The following is a 21,564-nucleotide window of genomic DNA, read 5'->3' as shown; positions in this document are numbered from 1 at the left end:
GTTCTACGTTTTAGCGGTTGGGTGCTTTGCCTGCGATGAACATAATGGCGTGTTCCAACGCGTAACCCGGCGAGCGACTTCCACCCTTGACCATTCGATCAGTGTTGGCGATTTCTTCAATGCACAGGGCAAGATCGCTACGTTTCCAACCACGAGCTTGCTGTTGTGCCTGTTGAACCTGCCAAGGAGCCATACCTAGCTCAGAGGCCAAGGTCGCAGCAGGCTCATTCACGCCGAGCACTTTGGCCAGCTGGCGAACCTTCATCGCCAGCGTCGCCACAATGGGGATCGGATCCGTTCCCGTGCCCAGCGAATGGCGCAGAGTGCGCAGTGCGGCTTGAGCATTACCGGAGATCGCAGCATCGGCGACTTTAAACGCCGTCGCTTCCACACGACCGCCGTAGTAACGATCCACGATGTCCTGGTCAATGGTGCCAGTCGTATCCTGAATCAGCTGAGAACAGCTCGATCCAAGCTCTGCCAATGAGCTACCAACCGCAGAGACCAAGGCCTTAACCGCATCATTGGTGATTCTGCGCTTCGCTGCCTTGAACTCTGACTGGACGAACTCAATTTTCTCGGCGTCTTTTTTAACCGGCTGACAGTTCACAATCAACGCGCCTGCTGCCTTGATGGCATCGATGAGCTTCTTACCGCGTGTGCCACCCGAATAATGCAGGATCAGTACGTTCTCTGGAGCCTGATCTTTAAGATAGTTGGTTGCATCCTTGAGGAAGTACTCGTTCATCTGAGCCAGTTCATGAACTTCGACCAAGTTGGCGCTGGAGAACAGCGAGGAGCTGGTAGCCAGTAGCAGTTCGCCTGGCTCGTACTTTGCTGCGTCGAGCCGAGTGACTTGAATATCCTCTCGCTGTGCAGCTTGGGAGCGGAGCAATTCAAAGGCGCGCGCAGCGAGGTAATCTTCGGAACCGGTAAGTAAGATTAGCGGTTGCGGCGTGATATCTCGCCATGAGATTCCGGGGTTTGCTTGGGCGCGTGCCATCGAGCTCCTTCGTACTTCGGTCGATATATTGATCCTACCGAACTGGTGAACCTAAGGAGGAACTCAGAACACCTTGCTCCGCAAATGTGAGAAGCACGGTACCTGACTGGTCAGTTCTAAAAACTTTCGCGCCTACTTCTTGGGCCGCCTTCAGGGTTTCGGGATGTGGGTGTCCATAGGAGTTGTCCTTGCCATCAGAGATGAGTAGCACCTCAGGAGAAATGTCCTCAATGATCTCGGTGCCACCGTTTCGTGCCCCGTGGTGGGACGCCTTAAGAACTGCAGCCGGACCCTGTGGAAATTTCTGCAACAGCTGATGCATTGCTTCCGTCTCCATATCTCCGGCCGCGAAGAAATCTATGTTCCCAGTTGCCCGATGAAAATGGAACCGCATAACAAGCGAAGTGTCATTGGGCTCGGCCGTTTTTGCCGCTCTGGAATCTGGGCCAAGTACCTGGTAACTGATGCTTCCGTAGGTCTGCGAGAATCCTGACGCGATGACTTCTGCTCCGGGCCACTTGTTAATATCGAATCCGGCCGAAACCACCCGGCGACCGATCTTGATGCCAGATGACTCCAATTGCACGACTCCCCCGAAATGATCAGCGTGCGAATGCGTGATAAACACTGTTGGTAGTTCGTTGATGTTCAATCGTCGCAAGCATTGAACAACTCCACTGTCTGGCGGGCCAGCGTCTATTAACCAGCCTTGGTGATTGCCTAGATTGATCACCAGGGCATCACCCTGACCAACGTCGCACATGGCAATGTTCCAGTCGGAATCCACGGGAACGCGGTAGAACAGGGTCGCAGGAAGAACAAGGGCTGCGACAAAGACCAACAGTGCACCCGCGAGTCCCAAAGAAACGTGGCGGATCCTGACCTGCTCAGTCTCCCGACCGGTGATGAGCAGGATACACAGCACCGTGGCTAGGAATATTGCCAGAATGATTCCGGGTAGGCCTGTTGGCCAGGGCCGAGCTGCGCCAGGAAGTTGGGCCGAGAAGTGGGCAGTTCTGCCAATTAGCTCAGCTGGTAGCCCTGGAACCCATAGCAAAATATGTGCGACGGACGGCAATGGAGTACACAGCAAGAGGCACACCATGCCAACCGCAGTGATCAAGGGCAGCAATGGACCGACCACCAGGTTTGTAGGTAGCGAATACAGGCTGAAGTTTGAGTTCAGGGCGATGATCACCGGCAGACAAGTGAACTGTGCTGCGCAACAAATGGCGGTGAGCTCGGCTAACCAGGACGGAAGGAACTGAATAAATATTTCGGTCAGGGCCGGCGAGAGCATGATGATACCGAGCGTCGCCAACACTGACAGGGCAAAGGCTGGTTCCACGCCTAACCCGGGGTCAACCAACAACAAGATCGTTGCACTGAGCGAAAGGATTCCCAAGGAAACCTGTCCCCTGCCGGCCAGCAAGGAAAGCACCGCAATGCTGCCCATCAAGCTGGCTCGAAGCACACTTGGATCCGGGCCGACAAACCAGGTGAACAGCGCCACCGCACCAATCATCAGTACGGCGCTAGGTATCCGAGCAATCGAGAACACCCGGAGCAGTGACAGGACAATGGCAGCGAGCAATGCAATATTTGACCCGCTTACTGCCGTCAGGTGGCTCAGGCCACTGGTCTTCATCGCGGTGGACAATTCCTCGTCTTGCCCCGAGCGGTCTCCGTAGAGCATGCCCGGAAGCAAGGCACGAGCGTTGCTGGGCAAATCTTGCAACGAGTGTGTGAATCGCTGCTTCAGGTAGTCTGCCGCAGTTAGTTTTGCTAGCGATATCACCTTGGGTTCGCTGGTTGCTCGAGCCCACCAGGCAAAGGTTCCAGCGTCGGCCGGCTGAAGGCTCACGATGGTTTCAAATTCTCCGGTCTGCACTGGCATCGGGTACTCAACGGTGAGGTATACCGGCACTTCACATTGCACCCACGCATCATCGCGCCAGTAGCGTTGGATGCTGGCGCTGCCTCTAAACACGCCTTCGACGGGTTTAGGCGAGCTATCTTCAAAGCTGAGAATGGCGCGACGTTGCTGTTCGGAACCGCTCGGAAGTGTGCACGGGCTACGGGTGGTACCGAGAAAACTTACGGCGAGCAATCCGAGCAGCAGCACGATTGGTCCGGTGAACCACGGAGTGGAATGCGCACCGTCATGTCGCCGGCGCAGCAACAGAGCCAGCAGCAAACCGAGGACAACGATCAACGCGACCAGCAACGCTGGCGGCATCGTGAAAGAGGCGGCCATCCAAGCGCCTGCCAACAACCACAGCCCACGAAAGTCGGTATTCACGGCACCACCAATTCCGTGAGCTTTTCGAGCATCGCCGGCCCAATCCCAGACACCGCATCCAGCTCTTCTACGGTATTAAACGGTCCGTTTTTGGTGCGGAACTCAATAATTCGCTCCGCCAAGGCCGGTCCGATGCCAGGTAGTTCTTGCAGCGCCTCGGAGTCCGCACTATTGATCGAAACTTTGGCGTCTTGGGATGGCGCAGGAAGTTGTTGAGCGGAGGAATCCCCACCGGTGCCGGGCATGATAATTTGCTGGCCGTCGACGAGCTTGGCAGCAAGATTCACCAGTTGCGGTTGAGCATTGTGGCTCAGGCCGCCAGCTTTTTTCACCGCATCGGTGATCCTCGAGCCTCCAGGCAGCTCGTAAACCCCCGGCTTATTGACCGCACCGACCACATGCACGGTGACTTTAGGACCAGCAGGACTTGAGGATGCGGTCGAGGTGGTGGAGCCACTGGCGGTGGGGTTGGCCTCAAGTGGAACGGTCTCTAGTTCATGCGTAGCCGGTGGCGGGGCCAGAAGGATCGAGATCGCGATCCAGCCAAGCACCACGATGACCAGGGCAAGCACCGCCACGCGCGACACAGCAAACCGCAGGCGGCCCGGACGCGGCGCGTACTTGCTGAAAAAATCGTGACGGCCCATGCCCCACAGTATGGGTTAGGGCGTCCGGTCCCCCGCAGCTTCACTATCCGGTTGTGGATCAAGAGCTGCGACGGCCACAGCCAACACACCCATGCCGGTATGCGCGGCGAGGACCGCGGGCAAGGACTCGATCACCACTGGCTGGCAGCTAAAGGGGGCCAGCTCGGTGGCGATTTCGGTGGCTAGTTCTTCGGCGCCAAAATGCATTACCCCAAGCCGCGCGTTGCTACCCACTTCGCGAGCATCGCGTAAGGCCAAGGAAACCAGGCGGGCCTGCGCACGAGCAAAGGACCGAGGTTTTTCCAGCGCGGTGATGCTGCCCTGATCAATGGTCAGGATCGGTTTGACGTTCAGCAGGTTGCCAAGCACCGAGGACAGCGCGCTAATCCGGCCACCGCGGCGCAATTGCTCCAAGCTGGGCACGGCAAAGTACACAGTGTTTAGGGTTGACTGTTCGGCAATGGTTTTTAGCACCTCGAGCGGGGCGCCGGCATCCCTGGCGTCGAGTACGTCGGCCAACGCAAATCCCAACGGCAGGGCCACGGTTTGTGAGTCCACCACGCACACCGCAGAGCCAAAACTTGCTGCGGCCAATCGGGCAGCGTCGGCGGTTCCGGATAACGCGCCAGAAAAGTGAATGGAGAGCACTTGATGACATCCGGCATCAAGCAGGGCGCGGTAAGCGCGAGCAAATTCGCCAGGTGCCGGGCGCGAGGTTTTGACACTCTTGCCCATGGCCAGACCCATCATCAGCGCCTGCGGGTCATCACCCTGCAGGTGGTTGTCCACGATGATCGGGACGGTGACTTCAATTAGGCCGGCACGATCGCGGTAAGACTGCGGAAGGCAGGAGGCAGAATCGCTGACGATGCCGATCAGCGGACGCGAAAGCCCGCGCGGGGCCAGCCATTTAGGCAGCCAACCCGCGCGCGAGCTTTTCTGTCGTTCGTTCATGTACCGAGCCTACGGTGCAGGAACCACGTTCACCAGTTTCGGCGCACGCACAATGACCTTCAGCGGTGCCTTGCCATCAAGCATCTTCACCACTGCTTCATGGGCTAGCGCCTGCTCGCGCAGTTCATCTTCGCTAATGTCTACCGATACCTCAAGACGTGCACGAACCTTGCCCTTGATCTGCACGACGGCGGTGACGGTGTCATCTACCAGCAGGTTTTGATCAACGGTTGGCCAGGCGCTAGTGACAACGCTTGGGGCGTAACCCAAGGCTTCCCACATGTCCTCGGCGGTGTACGGTGCGAACATGCTCAGCAGCTGAGCAACTACGGTGGCTGCTTCACGTACTGCAGGATCCGCTGCCCCGGCACCGGAGTCGATGGTTTTGCGCGTTGCGTTGACCAGTTCCATGGTCTTGGCGATCACCACGTTGAACTTGCCCGAATCAAGTAATTGCGCCGATTCGTGCACGGTGCGGTGGGTGATCTGACGCAGGGCCTTGTCGCCCGAAGCGTAGTCCACGCCGGCTTCGCTGGTGCTGTCCTGGGCGATGCGCCAAGCGCGAGCCAGGAACTTCTGCGAACCCGATGGGGATACGTCGGCCCAGTCCACGTCGTCCTCTGGCGGCGAAGCGAAGACCATGGTCAGACGCACTGCGTCCACGCCAAACTTGTCCAGCTGTTCGCCCAAGTCAACGCCGTTGCCCAGCGACTTGCTCATCGCCTTGCCACCGTTGAGCACCTGGCCCTGGTTCAGCAGCGCGCTGAAAGGCTCGTCGACGTCGATCAGACCCAAATCATGGACGACCTTGGTGAAGAAGCGCGAGTAGAGCAGGTGCAAAATTGCGTGCTCAACACCACCGACGTACTGTCCCACTGGCATCCAGTCACGCACGGCCTGCGGATCAAAGGGTCCCTCGGTGTAGTTCGGGGAGACAAAGCGCAGGAAGTACCACGAGGAGTCCACGAAGGTATCCATGGTGTCGGTGTCGCGCTTGGCTGCGCCGCCACACTTAGGGCAGGCCACGTTGACCCACTCTTCAACGGCAGCCAGCGGGCTGGTGCCCTTAGGAGCCAACTGCTCGCCGCGCAGATTATCTGGCAGGCGAACCGGCAGCTGGTCATCGGGAACCGGAACCTCGCCACAATCAGCACAGTGGATGATCGGGATCGGCGTACCCCAGAAACGCTGGCGGCTCAACAGCCAGTCACGCAGGCGGAAGTTGATCGTGTGCTTACCGGTACCGGCAGCTTCCACGATGTCGATCGCCTTGCTGATGGCTTCGGTCTTGCCCAGTCCGGAGAGTTCACCCGAGTTGATCAGTTGGCCTTCGCCAGTGGCGGCGATGCCGGTTTCATTCGGATCGTCCAAACCGGTTTCAACAACTACACGCACTGGCAAGTTGAAGGTGCGAGCGAAGTCCAGGTCGCGCTGATCGTGCGCAGGAACCGCCATGATGGCTCCGGTGCCGTAGTCGGCCAGCACGTAGTCGGCAGCCCAGATTGGCAGCTTTTCGCCCGAGAGCGGGTTGATGCCGTAACGGCCGGTGAACACACCGGTCTTCTCACGCTCGGTGGACTGGCGCTCAATTTCGCTCAGCGCCTTAACCTGCTCCTGGTATTCCTCCAGGGCGCCACGGTGCTCATCGGTGACCAGCTCACTGGCCAGATCGGCATCCGCAGCGACCACCATGAAGGTTGCACCGTAGAGGGTGTCCGGGCGGGTGGTGAATACCGGAATCTTCACCGCGGCCTTGGCTTCGGTGGCTTCGATCTCGAAGGTCACTTCTGCGCCTTCAGAGCGGCCGATCCAGTTCTTCTGCATCAACAGCACACGCTCAGGCCAGTGGCCTTTGAGCTGTTCCATGTCGTTGAGCAGCCGATCGGCGTAGTCGGTGATCTTGAAGTACCACTGGTTCAGGCTCTTTTTGGTCACCGCGGTGCCACAACGCTCACAGGCGCCATTAACAACCTGCTCGTTGGCGAGCACCGTCTGGTCCTTAGGGCACCAGTTCACCGGGTGATCCTTGCGGTAGGCTAGGCCCTTTTCGTAGAACTTGTTAAACAGCCACTGGGTCCAGCGGTAGTACTCAGGATCGGAAGTATGTACTCGACGATCCCAGTCGGCCGAGATGGCATAGCGCTTAAAGCTAGCGGCCTGGGTGTCGATGTTTTTGTAGGTCCACTCTGCCGGGTGGGTGTTGCGCTTGATCGCAGCATTTTCTGCTGGCAGGCCGAAGGAGTCCCAGCCGATCGGGTGCATCACATCGTAACCGCGCAGGCGCCAGTAGCGCGAGACCACATCGCCCATGGCGAACGCTTCCGCGTGGCCCATGTGCAGGTCCCCCGATGGGTAAGGGAACATGTCCAAAACGTAGCGACGTTCCCGGCTGCCATCATCGGCGGGCTTGAACACTTCTAGCTCGTCCCATACCGGCAGCCACTTGGACTCGATGTCCTTGAAGTCGTAGGTCCTAGGTTCGTTCGTCGATGATGTCACGCTGCTCTTCTCACACGCCTTGCAGAAAATTTCCGATAGGAAAAAACTTGTTTTTGGTTCCAGACATAACAAAAGCCCCCAAATTTCCACTCGGGGGTACGGCCTGTTGGCCGTGCTTAGGCTAGGTTGTGCTGGCAATTCATACCGCGATTCTATCGCATTGGGCCCTGTCCCGGGTGCATCGGTGAAGGGCAAGATTGAACACAGCTGAATTTTCTGGGCCGCACTGCTTGTCCACAACCGGTGCCCGATCGCAGCCGCGCTGTTTTTTGAGTTCGATCATGGACCCATGAACAGCTCAGCACTCATCGCCGCACTACGCACCGCGTGTCGCTCCTGCCTCATTTTCGGGCCGGGGCTCACCGCGGGGATGTTGCTACGTGTGGGTTACCTACTGCTTGCGTTGTTCACGGCGTTAGGGTCGCTGGTGCATCGCACCGGCGATCCGCGCTTGATCCTGGCCCACGGCGAATTGGTGGAGCGCTTCGCCCAGCAAATTCACCTGTCTCAGCTCACGTTCGCCCTGGACGCCGAGGTCAGCGGCGCCCATGCGTTGAGCCTGGAAACTTATGCTGCGCTAAGACGCGCCGCGCCGCCTAATTCACCGGCGACTTCACCGATGGCTACCGCGCCGGATGGGGTGTTTGAGGGTGACTTCGAGGGATGTTTCGACGACGAGATTTTTGCTGGCGAGCCGCACTTTATTGCCGGCCGTCCCTGTTACAAAAACGCGGGCGAACTTCTGGCGGCGTGGACGGGTATTAGTTACTTTGAAGCGCAGCAACGGATCGACGACGCCCACCTGCTGATCGGTCGACGAACCGCCGAGGGCACTATTTGCGCTCCTCGCCTGCCTGAACTAGCACAGCTTTACAGCCAAGGGAGAACGAACCGACGAGCAGTGGTGTCTGTGGCTCGCCAACTTAACAGCTTGGAGCCATCGGACACCACCTTCGAAGGGACCGAATGCGAAATCGTGGCGCGAGGTACCGATGGCAACACGCTTGATGCGTGCGCTGCCAAGCACTTGAGCGGGCTTTCGCCGCTGGAAGCTCGCAAGCAGATCAACGCCGAAATCAAGATCTACAAAGACCTCAATGGCAAGAAGCTACCACCAAAGCTTGGGCTGTTTATTGGCTCGGTCGTCAATGGGGTGCATTGTTTTTCGCTACGCACCAACGCGAGTGACGCACAGCTGATCCGTTCCATTGCAGCCCGCGCTGGCAACCCGCGGACCCAGTCTGGACGAGCCGATCGCCAGTCCGATCAGGACCGGACGGGGAAAAACCAGGACGGCGCAAACGGGTCTGATGCCAATCACGACGTTCCAGACCCCGCAGCCGACGACCTTGGCACACCAGATTGGCTGCGCAGCGAGGAACCCATGCCACCGTGGGCCGGTTCCGACCCCGAGGCCGACACCGCTGATACCGCTGATACCGATTCAACCGGTTCCACCGAGACTCAGGAATCAGCAACCACCGGTCCCGACGTTCATGTGCGACGACTCAACGCGCTCATGTCCCTACTCGCTGCACCCTACGTGGGCGGAAAACGAAAAGTCGTGGTTCCTAAGTTTGTCGTTTACCTCTGGCTGGCAGATTTGCAGAATTTGGCCGATGCTCATGGCATGACCGCCAACGGGGTGGACATTCCGCCCGGCGAGCTGCGGCAGTTGCTGGCCAAAGCGGACATCATCCCGCTGGTGCTCGGCGGCAATAGCCAACCTTTAGATATGGGGCGCAAGATGCGTTACCACAAGGGCCCGATTCGTGAAGCGATCATGGCTCGCGATCGCGGCTGCATTGTGCCCGACTGCACCGCGCCCCTGATCAAGTGGAGACCGATCATTACGAGATTCCATGGTCCGAGGGCGGCGAAACCAGTGTCTGGTCCGGAGCCGGAATGTGCACCGGGGATCACCACAAGCGCCACGCTGGGCAGATCAAAGTCATCAACGTGGAGGGGCTTCCCCATGTGATCCTGCCCGAGCATGAGGATCCCGAGCAGAAGCCACGTCGCAACACCTATTGGGGCGCCCGCCAAGCAGGTGAGTCTCCCCGCGCCGTCAAGCGGATCCTGCCGACCAGCTAGACCATCCCGACCACCATGCCTGAAGCCAGACACAGAACCCTGGCTCGGGCGCGCAATGCGCATAAAAGTACGACGCTCGAACCAGCAAATGTGGTTCGAGCGTCGTCGTTCTGCTCCGGTAAAGGTCAACCGTTGGCGAATTACGCCTTCGTGTCTTCGTCTACCCAATCGAAGGTGCGGGTTACCGCTTTCTTCCAGAGGCGCAGATTACGTTCACGGGTTTTTTCATCCATTTCAGGCTCCCAGCGCTTGTCCTCAGCCCAGTTGGACTCCAGCTCGCCGAGGTCCTTCCAGAACCCAACTGCGAGACCTGCTGCGTAAGCTGCACCCAGCGCCGTGGTTTCAGTGACCTTCGGGCGAACCACTGGCACGCCCAAGATGTCTGCCTGGAACTGCATTAGCGCTTCGTTGGCAACCATCCCACCATCAACCTTGAGTTCGGTCAATGGCACCTCGGCATCGGCGTTCACCGCATCGAGTACTTCGCGAGTCTGGAACGCGGTGGACTCCAAAGCTGCACGAGCGATGTGGTTTTTGTTGGCGTAACGAGTTAGGCCCACAATCGCACCGCGTGCGTCCGAACGCCAGTAAGGGGCGAACAAACCCGAGAAGGCAGGGACAACGTACACGCCACCGTTGTCATCAACCTTGGCTGCGAGCTCTTCAATTTCTGGTGCCGAAGAGATCATGCCGATGTTGTCGCGCAACCACTGAACCAACGAGCCGGCCACCGCAATCGAGCCTTCCAGTGCGTACACCGGAGCTTCATCACCCAGCTTGTAGGCCATGGTGGTCAGTAGACCATTGGTTGAGTTCACGATTTCGGTGCCGGTGTTGAAGATCAGGAAGCAACCGGTGCCGTAGGTGTTCTTCGCGGTACCGGCGGTAAAGGCTGCCTGCCCAAAGGTTGCTGCCTGCTGGTCACCGAGAATGCCGGCAACGGGCACTTCACGAAGCAACTGCTTGGTGTGCACGGTGCCGTACACCTCGGAGGAGGAACGAATCTCGGGCATCATGGAGGCCGGAACACCAAAATCAGCGAGGATCTTCTCGTCCCATTGCAGGGTCTTCAGGTCCATGAACAGGGTGCGCGAAGCGTTGGTCACGTCCGTGACGTGCACACCGCCATCGGTGCCACCGGTCAGGTTCCACAAAACCCAGCTATCAGTGGTGCCGAACAATAGGTCGCCGGCTTCAGCCCGCTGACGAGCACCGTCGACATTATCAAGAATCCACTTGATCTTGGTGCCAGCGAAGTAGGTTGCCAGCGGCAGGCCCACGGTCTGCTTGTAGCGGTCCAGCCCACCGTCAGCAGCTAGCTCGTCGACGATGTCCTGGGTGCGCGTATCCTGCCAAACGATCGCGTTGTAAACCGCTTCGCCGGTGTTCTTGTCCCACACAACGGTGGTCTCACGCTGGTTGGTGATACCGACGACCTCGATGTCGTGACGGGTCAGATTGGCCTTGGACAGTGCCTGGCCGATCACTTCGCGCACGTTGTTCCAGATTTCAGCGGGATCGTGCTCAACCCAACCTGCTGCCGGGAAGATCTGTTCGTGCTCTAGCTGGCCAACCGAGTGCACATCACCTGCATGATTGAAGACAATCGCGCGGGAGCTGGTTGTGCCCTGGTCAATGGCGATCACAAATTTTTCGCTCATGATTTACTGCTCACTTTCTAGAACATTAGAGCGGCAACAAGACCGCCAAGAATACCGCCGACAGCTGGCCCGGCCAATGGAACCCACGAGTAGGCCCAGTCCGAGGAGCCCTTGCCCTGAATTGGCAAGATGGCGTGGGCAACGCGTGGACCAAGGTCGCGGAACGGGTTGATGGCGTAACCGGTGGCACCACCCAAAGACAGGCCGATGGCTACAACCAACAACGCAACTGCCAGTGGGCCAAGCTCATGCGGAGTGTGTCCCAGACCGGCGATCACAAAGACCAAGACGAAGGTACCAAAGATCTCGGTGACCATGTTCCAGCCATAGGAACGAATTGCTGGACCGGTAGCGAAGACACCCAGCTGGGTGCCCGCGTTCTGTGGATCATCCAGGTGCTTCTTGTAGGTAAGCCAAGTGCCTACGGCGCCAAGGAAGGCACCGATGAACTGCGCCAAGAAGTACAGCAAGGTGTTGGCCAAGGTTTTGGCAACGCCGGGTGCGTATTCTGCAACATCGGGGTTGACCAACAGACCCAAGGTAACAGCCGGGTTCAGGTGGGCTCCGGAGATCCCCGCGATCCAGACACCACAGTAAACGCCAAGGCCCCAGCCGAAGCTGATAGCGACCCAGCCTGCGGCACTACCGAGGGTTCCTTTGAGGGCAACGTTCGCGCAGACGCCGCCACCCATCAACAGGAGAATAAATGTGCCGACAAGCTCGGCAAGAAACACGTGAGTGGACATCTTTGACCTCTTAGTGATTTCGACTGCCGGCGGCTCCTTGCCGCCGACCACGTGGCAGATTAGCTCAGGATGACTCCATGGCGTTCTGCGAGAACCGAGAGCGAATGGTCGATTTCGGCTTGTAGTTGAGATTGATCCCAACCCATTGGGTCAGCTAGGTAATGTGCTACCTCGTTGACCAAATCCTTTGTCACCAGGCCACGGAAGGCCAGGTTGGTGCGGCGAATAAATACGTCAATCAGGCGTCCGACCTGCTCGTTTTCAGCCAAGTATGCGATTTCTTGAACTGAGAGCTCGTTGGTGTTTTCCAGCAGTTGCTCATTGTCACCCAATTGTGCCATCACCTGATCAGCACGGGTACCGTAGCGTTCAAACAAAATGCGCAGGCGGTCATGCGAAGCCTTTGACTCGCGAGCTGCGTACCATGCCGACAGAGCCCCATCGTTCATCGGGAAGTTCTTACCGCCGCCGATGGCAACTCCAGCGGTGGACTGCACCTGGCGTTCACCCAAGAACTCTAGCGCCTTGCTACCAAGGTTCTCGCTCAGCGCGCGGAAGGTAGTCCACTTGCCGCCGATCAACGAGAGCATCGTGGTCTGGTCTGTCAGGCGAGTTTCCTTGACCTGGTAGTCGCGGGAGACAAATCCTGGCGCCGTGTCATCGTGGTTCGGCAGCGGGCGGACTCCGGAGAACTTGTAGACGATGTCCTGCTCGTTGACCTTGATGGTCGGGAAGACGTGGCGAATCAAGTCGAAGAAGTACTGGACTTCTTCGTCGGTGCACACCGCTGGCTCGTTCATGTCGTGCTCGAGGTCGGTGGTACCAACCAATACACGGCCGAGCATTGGGTAGATCAAGACAACGCGGCCATCTTCGTGTTCGAAGAAGATCTCACGCCCGCCGGTAGCCTCAAGCAGCTCAGGGTGATCGAGCACGATGTGCGAACCCTTGGTGCCACCAGTCCACTTGGTCTCTCGGCCCAGCTCCTTGTTGGTCAAGTCGACCCAGGCGCCGGTGGCGTTGATGATGACCTCGGCGTCGAAGTCGAATTCTTCGCCCGTGAGTACGTCGCGCAACTTCGCGGTACCACCATCCACACCAGTAAGTTCGATGTAGTTGCTGGCACGGGCGCTCTGGTGAGCATCCAGACCTTCACGCAGGACGTCCAAGGTCAGGCGCTCAGGGTTGTGTACCGAAGCGTCGAAGTAGGTGGCGGTGTACTTCACGTCGTTGCGAAGCTTTGGCAGGTCCGCGCGGGCGGCCTTGCCCGACTTGAATGTGTGCCATGGGGTGTTGCGTCCACCAATGCCGGCGAACACGTCGTACATGATCAAGCCGGCTTTGATGAGTGCGGCGCCGCGCTCGGTTGGCTTGCCGGACTTGTGGGTGAGGAAGCGCGTCGGCGCGCTGAGGATTCCGGAGAAGGTGGAGAAGATCGGGATCGTCGTCTGTAGCGGCTTCACGTAGTGTGGTGCGATTTCCAGCAGCGAGTTGCGTTCCTGAACGGATTCGTGGACCAGGCGGAATTCGCCGTTTTCAAGGTAGCGAATGCCGCCGTGAATCATGTGCGAGCTGGCCCCAGAAGCACCTTGGCTGTAGTCACCACGCTCGATCAGCGCCACATCGATGCCCTGCATCGCGAGGTAGCGGAAGGTCGCTACGCCGTTGATGCCACCGCCAACAACCAATACCCGCGCCTGCGGGCGTTCGCGCAGTTTGGATAGCTGTTCACGAATCACGATTTGTGCCCCTTAGTAACAATTGAATAAGTCTGAGGCTAGTCTTGTAACAGAACGGCCATTCGGTCAAACAAATTGCACAAATGTGCAGAAACGGTCAGATTGATGATGAAAACACCGTCCGGAGGAACCTATAAACGGGGTGCGCCTGGCACATCCGTGCACACGACTCCCCGAGCCAAGGACGCGCTGCGAGCAGCCCAGCTGTATTACCTGCAGGATATGAAAATGGAGGTCATCGCCAAGGAGCTGGGCACCTCACGTTCGACGGTGTCCAGATTGCTGACCCACGCCAAGCGAACCGGCATGGTTTCGATCAGCATCACCCCCAGCGCAAATATGTCCGCACTTTTGGGCAATCAGCTCAGCGAGCATTACGGCATCAACTTCAACGTGGTGCCAACTGATGGCTCAATGGATGACTCCGAGCTGCTCTCTCGTGTGTCTGCTCATGCCGCATACCTTTTGGCTGACATCATTTCCTCGTCGATGACCGTCGGGGTGGCCTGGGGTTCAACAATGCAGGCAGTGTCCACAGCGCTCGCTCCCCACCCGACACATGACACCAAGATCGTCCAACTTAATGGGGCGGCAAACCCGGTGACCAGTGGCGTGAGCTACGCCAGCGATATTCTCACCCGCTTCGGCCATGCGTTTACCGCCCGAACCGAACAGTTCCCAGTTCCGGCCTTTTTTGATCGCGCTTCGACACGCGAGGCGATGTGGCAGGAAACCTCCATCAAGCGCGTGCTGAAAGTGCAGCAGGAAATGAACGTGGCCGTGTTTTCACTCGGTTCGGCTGGCTCCGCGGTGATCTCGCAGGTTTATCGCGGCGGATACCTGACCAAAAATGAGACTCAGGAGCTACGCGTCATGGGTGTCGTGGGGGACGTGGCCACGGTGTTTTTTGACAAGGACGGCAACAGCTCGAACATTTCGCTTAATTCCCGCTCCACCGGCCCGACCCTGGACTCGCTACGCAAAGTCCCTACACGCTTCTGCGTTGTCGCCGGTCGCGGCAAGCTCGAGGCGGTGCGCGGAGCGCTAAAGGGTGGGCTGATGACTGACTTGGTCATCGATGAGGGCACCGCGTTGGCGTTGCTCGACGGGTAGGATTTCACTTATGCACCAACGACAACAGCTAATATCCACGCACCAGATTAATGGTTCGACGCTCAAGGTCTTCATCACCACGGCGCGCAAACCGGCACAGGGCGTAATTTTTGCGGTACATGGCTTCCGCGGGGACCACCACGGTCTGGCCCGCATCGTCTCCCACCTTGAGCACTACACGGTGATTGTGCCCGATCTGCCCGGTTTTGGTGCGTCCACCTCAATGCGCGACATTGAGCACGATGTTTCTGGCTATGCGCAGATACTCAATGAGCTGGCTTCGCAATTGCACCTTGATGGCCGGGTGCACTTACTTGGGCATTCCTTTGGCTCGATCGTCGCCGCAAAATTGGCTACGCAGCGAGAATTTGCATCGCTGGTTTTGCTTAATCCCATCTCCGAACTCGCACTGGATTCTTCGCAGGCGCTGCTGGCCAAGCTCACCAGCGCTTACTACGAGGTGTGCGCCAAACTGCCCGCCGCCGTGGCAGAACCTGCGCTACGATCGAAGCTTTTCAGCGACGCCATGAGCCTGGTGATGACCAAAAGCAAGGATCCGGCGATCCGCGCCTATGTTCGCGATCAACACCGCGCCTACTTTGGTGGATTCCAAACGCGCAGCATCCTGGCGCAGTCCTATCGTGCGTCGATCACCGCCACTGTTGGGGACTACTCCCCCGAGCTTAAACTGCCGACCCTTATGGTGGGCGGGATGCAGGACGAACTGGGTACCCCGGCAACTCAAGAACAGCTGCGGCGTAGTTTTGCCAACGCGTCGTTGGTGATGCTGGAAAATGTCGGGCACCTGATCCACTACGAGAAGGCGCCAGAAACCGCCAGCGAAATCGCGCGTTTCCTAGCGGCGTTGGCCACAGCGGATTCCGTGCCCAGCGGCGAACCGCTCGCCTAGAGCACGTCGTAGGGGTCGATCGTTATAGTCACGATCGGGTCCTTCGCTGCAGACATGCTCGAGCGCAGATGGCGCAGGGCGCCAGTGACCTCGTGTCCATCGGCGTAGGAGAAGAACAGTACGTAGCGGTGCTGAATTGGCGGACCGTCGATCACCGTCGGGCCATGAATTTGCACCCGGGCACGGGTTTCAACGTCGAGGGCCGCGATCAGGCGTTGCGCGCCAGGACCGGAAATGATCGCACTGCGCACCGCTGGCGGTAAACCAACCTCCCGGCGTTCAGCCAATTCGCGATCGGCAAATCCGGCCGGGTCATAACGTACCAGCGAGGCCCCGGCAGGGCTGGGGTGCCCGGTGAGGACTACAACGCCGTCGCTTCGGGCCATGGAGGCGGCGGTAAACCAGCGGGCGAGAACTTCTTCGGAGTTTCGCAAGGAGTCATGGGCGAGCATCTTGTCGGCGTCGAGCAATAACACCGCTGCGTAGCCGCCTTCAACCAACGGTTCTACTCCTGGTGTGGCCACCACCAGCGCCGGTTTATCAGGTATTTTTTCGACCGGTTTTGCTCCGGTGGAGGAAATAACGCTGACCTTCGGGAAGGCCAACCCGAGTTCGTCGGCGGTGCGCTCGGCCCCGATGCTGGCTGCTCGGATGCGTGGTGATGAACAATTCTGGCACCGGTAGTCGTGGAACTGCTCGCCACACCAGCGGCAGGCCACATGAGAATCCTTGCCGGCGATGTGTAGCGGACCCTGACACCGAGTGCAGCGCGCTAGTGTGCGGCAGTCCTGGCAGGCCACGGCCGGGACAAAGCCGGTGCGTGCTACCTGCACCAAAACCGGACCGGTTTCTAGCGCCTTGCTTGCTTCCCGCCAGGCCAGTGACGGAATTCTGGCGCGGGCTAGGGTCGGATCGCGCTCGAGTTCAAAATCGTTGGTTGTTGCCGTGACCCGTGCGGTGAGTTCCCGCAGCGCTGCTCGCGGCATTTTCAGCTCGGTCGCCCAGCCCGTGCTGACCAATCGCTGTGCCTCAACCGATCGGGAGGCACTAGCGATCAGCAGAGAAATGCCGGCTTGGGTGCTGCGCAGTAGCAACACCTCGCGGCTGTGCTGATACGGGGCGCGCTGTTCGCGGTGCGACTGGTCCGCATCCTGCCACAGAATCATCAATTCGAGCTCTGGCACGTGGCAGAGCGCCGCCGAACGGGTGCCGATGACGATCTGCACGTGTCCGCCGACGGCACGCAGGAAGTTCCGGTAACGCGGGGTTGGCCCGTCGTCGGCTTGCAACCGGGCATAGGACTCCGGGCCAAAATGATCGTCGAGGTACTGGCTGAGGATTTTTACATCGCGCGCATCGGGCACAATGAGCAACACCCGCTTGCCGCGTTGAAGCACAGGCCGGGCCGCGTCCATCAAGAACCCGGGCCAAAAACCGTGCATGTTGGGTACCCAAGTTGCCACAGCTCGCAGCAGCTGCCCACTTGACCACGCCTCGATCGCCCTAGGCCCATTTTCGTAGCGCTCGATCTGGTTCTGCGTCTCCTGCAGTTCCGGGTTAACGGTGGCCAGTTCCTCTTTTTCTACCTTTGCGGCGCGCGCGGGAACCGCCGAGCGCACCACATCCCACAAAGTTCCGGCATAGCGGGTGGCCACCTCGCCGGCTGCGTGGAGTACTTCAGGGAACAGCGTGACTTGTTCGCTGACGATTTTGCTCAGCGGCTTAAGGTTCATCGCCGTTGCATGGTCCTCGAGAATTTCGACGATGAACCCGGCGGGCTGTTGGTGCCCAAAGGGACCTTGACCCGGATACCCGCAACGGCCTGGGTGGCCATGGAGTCGGGAATTTCGTAGTCGAAGAGCCGGTCCAAATGTGGAACCGAAGAATCAATCAGCACCCGAGCAACCCGCGTACGGCGGGTCAGCTCGGGTGCTGCGATCAGAGCGTCTTGCTGCACTGCGTAGATCCTAGGCGTTGAACCAGTTGCGCAACGCGTCCACTCGGTCCAGCTTCTCCCAGGTAAAATCGTTGTCGTCGCGGCCAAAGTGGCCGTGGGCAGCGGTTTTGCGGTAGATCGGGCGCTTCAGATCAAGATCTTCGATGATGCCCAGTGGGCGCAGGTCGAAAACCTCGTTGATGGCCTTGGTGATCTTCGCCGGGTCAACGGTTTCGGTGCCGAAGGTCTCGACGTAGAGTCCGACAGGGCGAGCCACACCGATAGCGTAGGCAACTTGGACCTCGGCACGCCGTGCCAGGCCGGCAGCGACCACGTTCTTAGCTACCCAGCGCATGGCGTAAGCGGCCGAGCGGTCAACCTTCGATGGGTCCTTGCCGGAGAAGGCGCCACCACCGTGGCGAGCGAAGCCGCCATAGGTGTCAACGATGATCTTGCGCCCGGTCAAACCGGCGTCTCCTACCGGACCACCAATAATGAATGGACCCGATGGGTTCAAGATGACATTGGTCTTGGACACGTCCAGGCCTGAGCGTTCCAGGATCGGGGTGACCACCTCTTCGTACAGGTCAGCCTTGAGGGTGGCCAGCTCGTACTCAGAGGCATGCTGGCTGGAGACAACCACGGTGTCTACCGAAACCGGCTTATCACCGTCGTAGCCGATGGTCACCTGGGTCTTGCCGTCCGGGCGCAGCAACGGCATGCGACCGTTTTTACGCACCTGGGTAAGACGCTCGGACAGACGGTGCGCGAGGAAGATCGGGGTCGGCATCAGCGAGTCGGTTTCATCCGAAGCGTAGCCAAACATCAGGCCTTGGTCCCCGGCGCCCTGCAGGTCGCGCGGGTCCTTAGCGGTACCTTCGCGCGACTCCAGCGAGTTGAAGACGCCGTCGTGAATCTCTTGGGATTGCTGGCCGATCGACACGGAGACACCGCAACGCGCGCCGTCAAAACCGTTGGCCGACGAGTCGTAGCCGATGTCCAGAATGGTTTTGCGGACGATCTCAGGGATCTCGACATAACCGTTGGTGGTCACCTCACCGGCCACGTGCACCAGTCCGGTGGTGGTCAGGGTCTCGACGGCGACCTTGGAATCGGGGTCCTGCGCCAGCATGGCGTCGAGGATCGCATCCGAAATCTGATCGCAAATCTTGTCCGGGTGTCCCTCGGTCACGGATTCCGAGGTGAAAAGACGAAGTTCAGGGGTTGTTGAAGTCACCTTGTTACTCTATCTGGTCTGGTGGACCGTTAAGCAGTTGTTGCGACAATACGTGACCAAGCCGCACATGGCTCAGCTCACTATTCTTGCGCAGCATGTCCTTTTGTTGCGTGGGAAATCTGTTCGATGACGACCCGGGCCACCTCTAATTTGCTTCCGGCAGCATGGACCGAGTCGCTCGAGCCGGCAAAAAGCACGTGAATGCTGTTGGTGTCCTGGCCAAAGGTCAGCGTGGCACCAACTTCATTCACGACCAGCATCTCGCATCCCTTACGGGCGAGTTTGGCGCGTCCATAGTCAAGAACCGTGCCCTGCTCATCGCCCGTTTCAGCGGCGAATCCCACGATGAAGGGCGGAAGCTGGGCGTTGGTGGCACGTTGCGCCACCACTTCGGCCAAAATATCTGGGTTCCGCACCAGTTCGACGACGGGGGCGGAATACTCATCGCGCTTCTTGATTTTCGAATTTTCGATCGTTGCCGGTCGGAAGTCAGCGACCGCGGCGTTCATGATCAGCACGTCCTGACCAGGTGCATGGGTGAAGACCGCCTCATGCAAGTCCTGTGCGCTGGAGGCTTCGATCAGCGTCACCCCGTGCGGGGCGGGCACCTCCAAATGGCAGGCGATCAGTGTGACTTCGGCGCCAGCTGCCCTTGCAGCTTCTGCCAGAGCCACACCTTGGCGTCCCGAAGAACGGTTGCCCAAGAACCGCACCGGGTCAAGTGGTTCACGAGTACCGCCGGCGGTAATCAGCACCTTGGTCCCGGCGAGTCTCGCATCGCCGAGTAGGTCCTGAACGGAAGCGAAAATTTCTTCGGGCTCAGGCAGGCGTCCGGGGCCAGAATCCTTGCCCGTGAGGCGCCCGGTGGCCGGATTAATAATCCGCACTCCCCTGTCGCGCAGGGTTTGTACGTTGGCGACCGTGGCTGGGTGCTGCCACATCTCGGTGTGCATGGCCGGAGCCATCACTACCGGAGCGCGGGTAGCCAGCAAAGTGCCGGTGAGCAGATCGTTGGCCAAACCGGCGGCGGCCTTAGCCATAAGGTCTGCGGTGGCTGGGACAACAAGGACCAGATCGGCCAGCTGACCTAGTCGCACATGGTTCACGTCCTGAACCCCGTCAAAAACGTTGGAGGTCACGCGGTTGCCCGACAGTGCTTCCCAGGTGGCGTCGCCGACGAAGTTTTCGACGTTGCTGGTGGGGATCACGTCAACGTGGTGTCCGGCTTCGCGCAGTAGACGCAGGAGCAGGACCGACTTATAGGCAGCGATTCCTGCCGAGACGCCTAGAACGATTCGCTTCACTAGGGACTTCCTTGAAGTGTCGGTGCTAATTGACGAGCCGCCGGCTGGCAGAAACTGCCACGGGACTCAACGGCTTGTGCTTAAAGGTGCTTAACCAAAAGAAGGCGCCCTAATCAGGGCGCCAACTTTTGAATTAGTCCTCGACGACCTCTGCCGGAGTGACCTTGAGTAAGGTTTCATCCAGTTCGCGCAAGGCGATGGTCAGCGGCTTCTCGTTCAGCTTGGTCTCGACCAATGGACCAACATACTCGAACAGGCCTTCATTCAGCTGTGCGTAGTAAGCGTTGATCTGGCGTGCTCGCTTAGCCGAGTTGAGCACGATGGCGTACTTCGAGTCGTTGGTCTCAAGCAACGAGTCGATCGATGGGTTAATGATTCCCTCTAGGTTGGACACAGGACTCCCTATTAGTCGTTCTTAAGCCCCATGAGGGCTACAAGCTCTTCGGCGGCACGTGCCACATCGTCATTAACGATGGTCACGTCGAATTCAGATTCCGCCGCAAGTTCTAGTTTAGCGGTTTCTAGGCGACGTTGCTGTTCTTCGGGCGATTCAGTGCCACGCCCCACAAGGCGACGTACCAATTCATCCCACGAAGGCGGGGCCAGGAAGACAAATTTTGCCTCCGGCATCGACTCCTTCACCTGACGTGCACCCTGCAGATCAATCTCTAACAGGACCTTTTTGCCGTCAGCCACTGCATCTTCAACCGTCGATCGGATGGTGCCGTAGCTATTCTGGCCGTGGACTACAGCCCACTCCAGCATCTGCCCATCTTCGACGAGCTCATGGAAACGATCAGGGCCCACAAAGAAGTAGTGAACTCCGTCCTGTTCCCCTGGTCGAGCGTTTCGTGTCGTTGCGGACACCGAGAGCCAGACATCTGGGTAGTTGTCACGGATGTAGGTGGAGACAGTTCCCTTACCTACGGCCGTGGGGCCGGCTAGAACAGTTACCGACGCAGCGGTCATTGACTACACTTTCGTTTTTGGCGGGCTTTGCTTGAAGTGCTCGGTGATTGCGGTGCGCTGCTTGCGCCCCAGTCCACGCAGTCGGCGGGATGGGGAAATGCCAAGGCGTTCCAACAAGTTTGCCGCGCGTACTTCGCCGACGCCCGGCACCGATTCCAGAAGGTCCATGACACGCATGCGTCCCACGGCTTCATCTTCGTATACCAAGTCTAGTACGTCGGTGATGGAAATTTTGCCGGCGCTGAACTCAGCCTTGATTTCCGCACGACGTGTGCGGGCAGCAAGGGCTTTGGCGCGGGCCCGGATACGATCTTCGTCAGAGAGTTCTCGCAGTACCATCGTTCAGCCATCCTTAATGTGTAGTTGACTAAGGCTATGTTGAGAAACATAGCTTTCAAACGCTGCTTTTGCAAGACTAAACGCGTCGTGGCTACCAGAAACTCTAGTAGC

The 21,564-nt window shown here is 58.8% G+C and carries 16 protein-coding genes and 1 pseudogene; 3 read left to right on the top strand and 14 right to left on the bottom strand.

Annotation, left to right across the window (positions count from 1 at the left end; all coding sequences use genetic code 11):
- Positions 1 to 10: 10 nt before the first annotated feature.
- The 5 genes from holA to leuS are packed head-to-tail and all read right to left on the bottom strand — an operon-like array spanning position 11 to position 7,405.
- Positions 11 to 1,003 carry a DNA polymerase III subunit delta gene (holA, locus tag N6V40_RS11610; protein WP_262197764.1) on the bottom strand — a complete coding sequence of 331 codons (993 nt, stop codon included), beginning with the start codon at positions 1,001 to 1,003 and terminating at the stop codon, positions 11 to 13.
- Between the two features lie 34 nt (positions 1,004 to 1,037).
- Entirely contained in the window at positions 1,038 to 3,305 is a 2,268-nt protein-coding gene (locus N6V40_RS11605; RefSeq protein ID WP_131088238.1) for a ComEC/Rec2 family competence protein, read from the bottom strand.
- Positions 3,302 to 3,952, bottom strand: a complete 651-nt coding sequence (locus N6V40_RS11600; RefSeq protein ID WP_262197763.1) for a ComEA family DNA-binding protein — start codon at positions 3,950 to 3,952, stop codon at positions 3,302 to 3,304. Before N6V40_RS11600 ends, N6V40_RS11605 begins: the two co-directional genes overlap by 4 nt.
- 15 nt (positions 3,953 to 3,967) lie before the next feature.
- On the bottom strand, positions 3,968 to 4,906 hold the full coding sequence (locus N6V40_RS11595; RefSeq protein ID WP_131088240.1) for a DegV family protein: 939 nt from the start codon (positions 4,904 to 4,906) through the stop codon (positions 3,968 to 3,970).
- A 9-nt stretch (positions 4,907 to 4,915) separates the two neighbouring features.
- Complete coding sequence (leuS, locus tag N6V40_RS11590; RefSeq protein ID WP_207306457.1) at positions 4,916 to 7,405, bottom strand: leucine--tRNA ligase; 2,490 nt, start codon at positions 7,403 to 7,405, stop codon at positions 4,916 to 4,918.
- A gap of 289 nt (positions 7,406 to 7,694) precedes the next feature.
- Here leuS and N6V40_RS11585 point away from each other — a divergent pair, with 289 nt between their 5' ends.
- The gene (locus tag N6V40_RS11585; RefSeq protein WP_262197761.1) at positions 7,695 to 9,386 is read left to right on the top strand and encodes a hypothetical protein; all 1,692 of its coding nucleotides are present in this window, start codon (positions 7,695 to 7,697) and stop codon (positions 9,384 to 9,386) included.
- Between the two features lie 253 nt (positions 9,387 to 9,639).
- On the opposite strand, the gene glpK is transcribed toward N6V40_RS11585, so the two are convergent.
- Genes glpK through N6V40_RS11570 form a run of 3 tightly spaced genes read right to left on the bottom strand, consistent with a single transcriptional unit; the run spans position 9,640 to position 13,645 of the window.
- A complete protein-coding gene (glpK, locus tag N6V40_RS11580) occupies positions 9,640 to 11,160 on the bottom strand; it encodes a glycerol kinase GlpK (protein WP_131088242.1) in 1,521 nt (506 codons plus the stop codon).
- Positions 11,161 to 11,177: 17 nt separating this feature from the next.
- A complete protein-coding gene (locus tag N6V40_RS11575; protein ID WP_131088243.1) occupies positions 11,178 to 11,906 on the bottom strand; it encodes an MIP/aquaporin family protein in 729 nt (242 codons plus the stop codon).
- 59 nt (positions 11,907 to 11,965) lie between these two features.
- Positions 11,966 to 13,645: a glycerol-3-phosphate dehydrogenase/oxidase gene (locus N6V40_RS11570; RefSeq protein WP_131088244.1), complete on the bottom strand. Its 1,680-nt coding sequence runs from the start codon at positions 13,643 to 13,645 to the stop codon at positions 11,966 to 11,968.
- Between the two features lie 159 nt (positions 13,646 to 13,804).
- On the opposite strand from N6V40_RS11570, the gene N6V40_RS11565 reads away from it, so the two are divergent.
- Together N6V40_RS11565 and N6V40_RS11560 are read left to right on the top strand one after the other, a co-directional pair.
- A complete protein-coding gene (locus N6V40_RS11565; protein WP_315973677.1) occupies positions 13,805 to 14,758 on the top strand; it encodes a sugar-binding transcriptional regulator in 954 nt (317 codons plus the stop codon).
- 10 nt (positions 14,759 to 14,768) lie between these two features.
- Positions 14,769 to 15,668: an alpha/beta fold hydrolase gene (locus tag N6V40_RS11560; protein WP_165477265.1), complete on the top strand. Its 900-nt coding sequence runs from the start codon at positions 14,769 to 14,771 to the stop codon at positions 15,666 to 15,668.
- Here N6V40_RS11560 and N6V40_RS11555 read toward each other — a convergent pair.
- The 6 genes and pseudogenes from N6V40_RS11555 to mihF form a co-directional block, all read right to left on the bottom strand.
- Positions 15,665 to 17,502, bottom strand: a pseudogene (locus tag N6V40_RS11555) (primosomal protein PriA). The gene N6V40_RS11560 and the pseudogene N6V40_RS11555 sit on opposite strands and share 4 nt — an antisense overlap.
- A gap of 133 nt (positions 17,503 to 17,635) precedes the next feature.
- Complete coding sequence (gene metK / locus N6V40_RS11550) at positions 17,636 to 18,841, bottom strand: methionine adenosyltransferase (protein WP_262197758.1); 1,206 nt, start codon at positions 18,839 to 18,841, stop codon at positions 17,636 to 17,638.
- 80 nt (positions 18,842 to 18,921) lie between these two features.
- Positions 18,922 to 20,145 carry a bifunctional phosphopantothenoylcysteine decarboxylase/phosphopantothenate--cysteine ligase CoaBC gene (coaBC, locus tag N6V40_RS11545; protein ID WP_131088249.1) on the bottom strand — a complete coding sequence of 408 codons (1,224 nt, stop codon included), beginning with the start codon at positions 20,143 to 20,145 and terminating at the stop codon, positions 18,922 to 18,924.
- Positions 20,146 to 20,278: 133 nt separating this feature from the next.
- Entirely contained in the window at positions 20,279 to 20,539 is a 261-nt protein-coding gene (gene rpoZ, locus N6V40_RS11540) for a DNA-directed RNA polymerase subunit omega (protein WP_131088250.1), read from the bottom strand.
- Positions 20,540 to 20,550: 11 nt separating this feature from the next.
- Entirely contained in the window at positions 20,551 to 21,114 is a 564-nt protein-coding gene (gmk, locus tag N6V40_RS11535) for a guanylate kinase (RefSeq protein WP_131088251.1), read from the bottom strand.
- A gap of 3 nt (positions 21,115 to 21,117) precedes the next feature.
- Entirely contained in the window at positions 21,118 to 21,453 is a 336-nt protein-coding gene (gene mihF, locus N6V40_RS11530; RefSeq protein ID WP_131088252.1) for an integration host factor, actinobacterial type, read from the bottom strand.
- Between the last annotated feature and the right edge of the window lie 111 nt (positions 21,454 to 21,564).

Origin of the sequence: Glutamicibacter sp. M10 (assembly GCF_025452055.1) — a bacterium.
GTDB lineage: Bacteria > Actinomycetota > Actinomycetes > Actinomycetales > Micrococcaceae > Glutamicibacter.
Note: the sequence above shows the minus strand (reverse complement) of the source record. Positions and strands in the feature narration are given on the sequence as shown.

Bases quoted from the DNA above. Each gene is read 5' to 3' on its own strand.
- holA (WP_262197764.1), bottom strand. From the start codon at position 1,003: ATGGCACGCGCCCAAGCAAACCCCGGAATCTCATGGCGAGATATCACG.
- N6V40_RS11600 (WP_262197763.1), bottom strand. From the start codon at position 3,952: ATGGGCCGTCACGATTTTTTCAGCAAGTACGCGCCGCGTCCGGGCCGC.
- N6V40_RS11595 (WP_131088240.1), bottom strand. From the start codon at position 4,906: ATGAACGAACGACAGAAAAGCTCGCGCGCGGGTTGGCTGCCTAAATGG.
- N6V40_RS11585 (WP_262197761.1), top strand. From the start codon at position 7,695: ATGAACAGCTCAGCACTCATCGCCGCACTACGCACCGCGTGTCGCTCC.
- glpK (WP_131088242.1), bottom strand. From the start codon at position 11,160: ATGAGCGAAAAATTTGTGATCGCCATTGACCAGGGCACAACCAGCTCC.
- N6V40_RS11575 (WP_131088243.1), bottom strand. From the start codon at position 11,906: ATGTCCACTCACGTGTTTCTTGCCGAGCTTGTCGGCACATTTATTCTC.
- N6V40_RS11560 (WP_165477265.1), top strand. From the start codon at position 14,769: ATGCACCAACGACAACAGCTAATATCCACGCACCAGATTAATGGTTCG.
- gmk (WP_131088251.1), bottom strand. From the start codon at position 21,114: ATGACCGCTGCGTCGGTAACTGTTCTAGCCGGCCCCACGGCCGTAGGT.
- mihF (WP_131088252.1), bottom strand. From the start codon at position 21,453: ATGGTACTGCGAGAACTCTCTGACGAAGATCGTATCCGGGCCCGCGCC.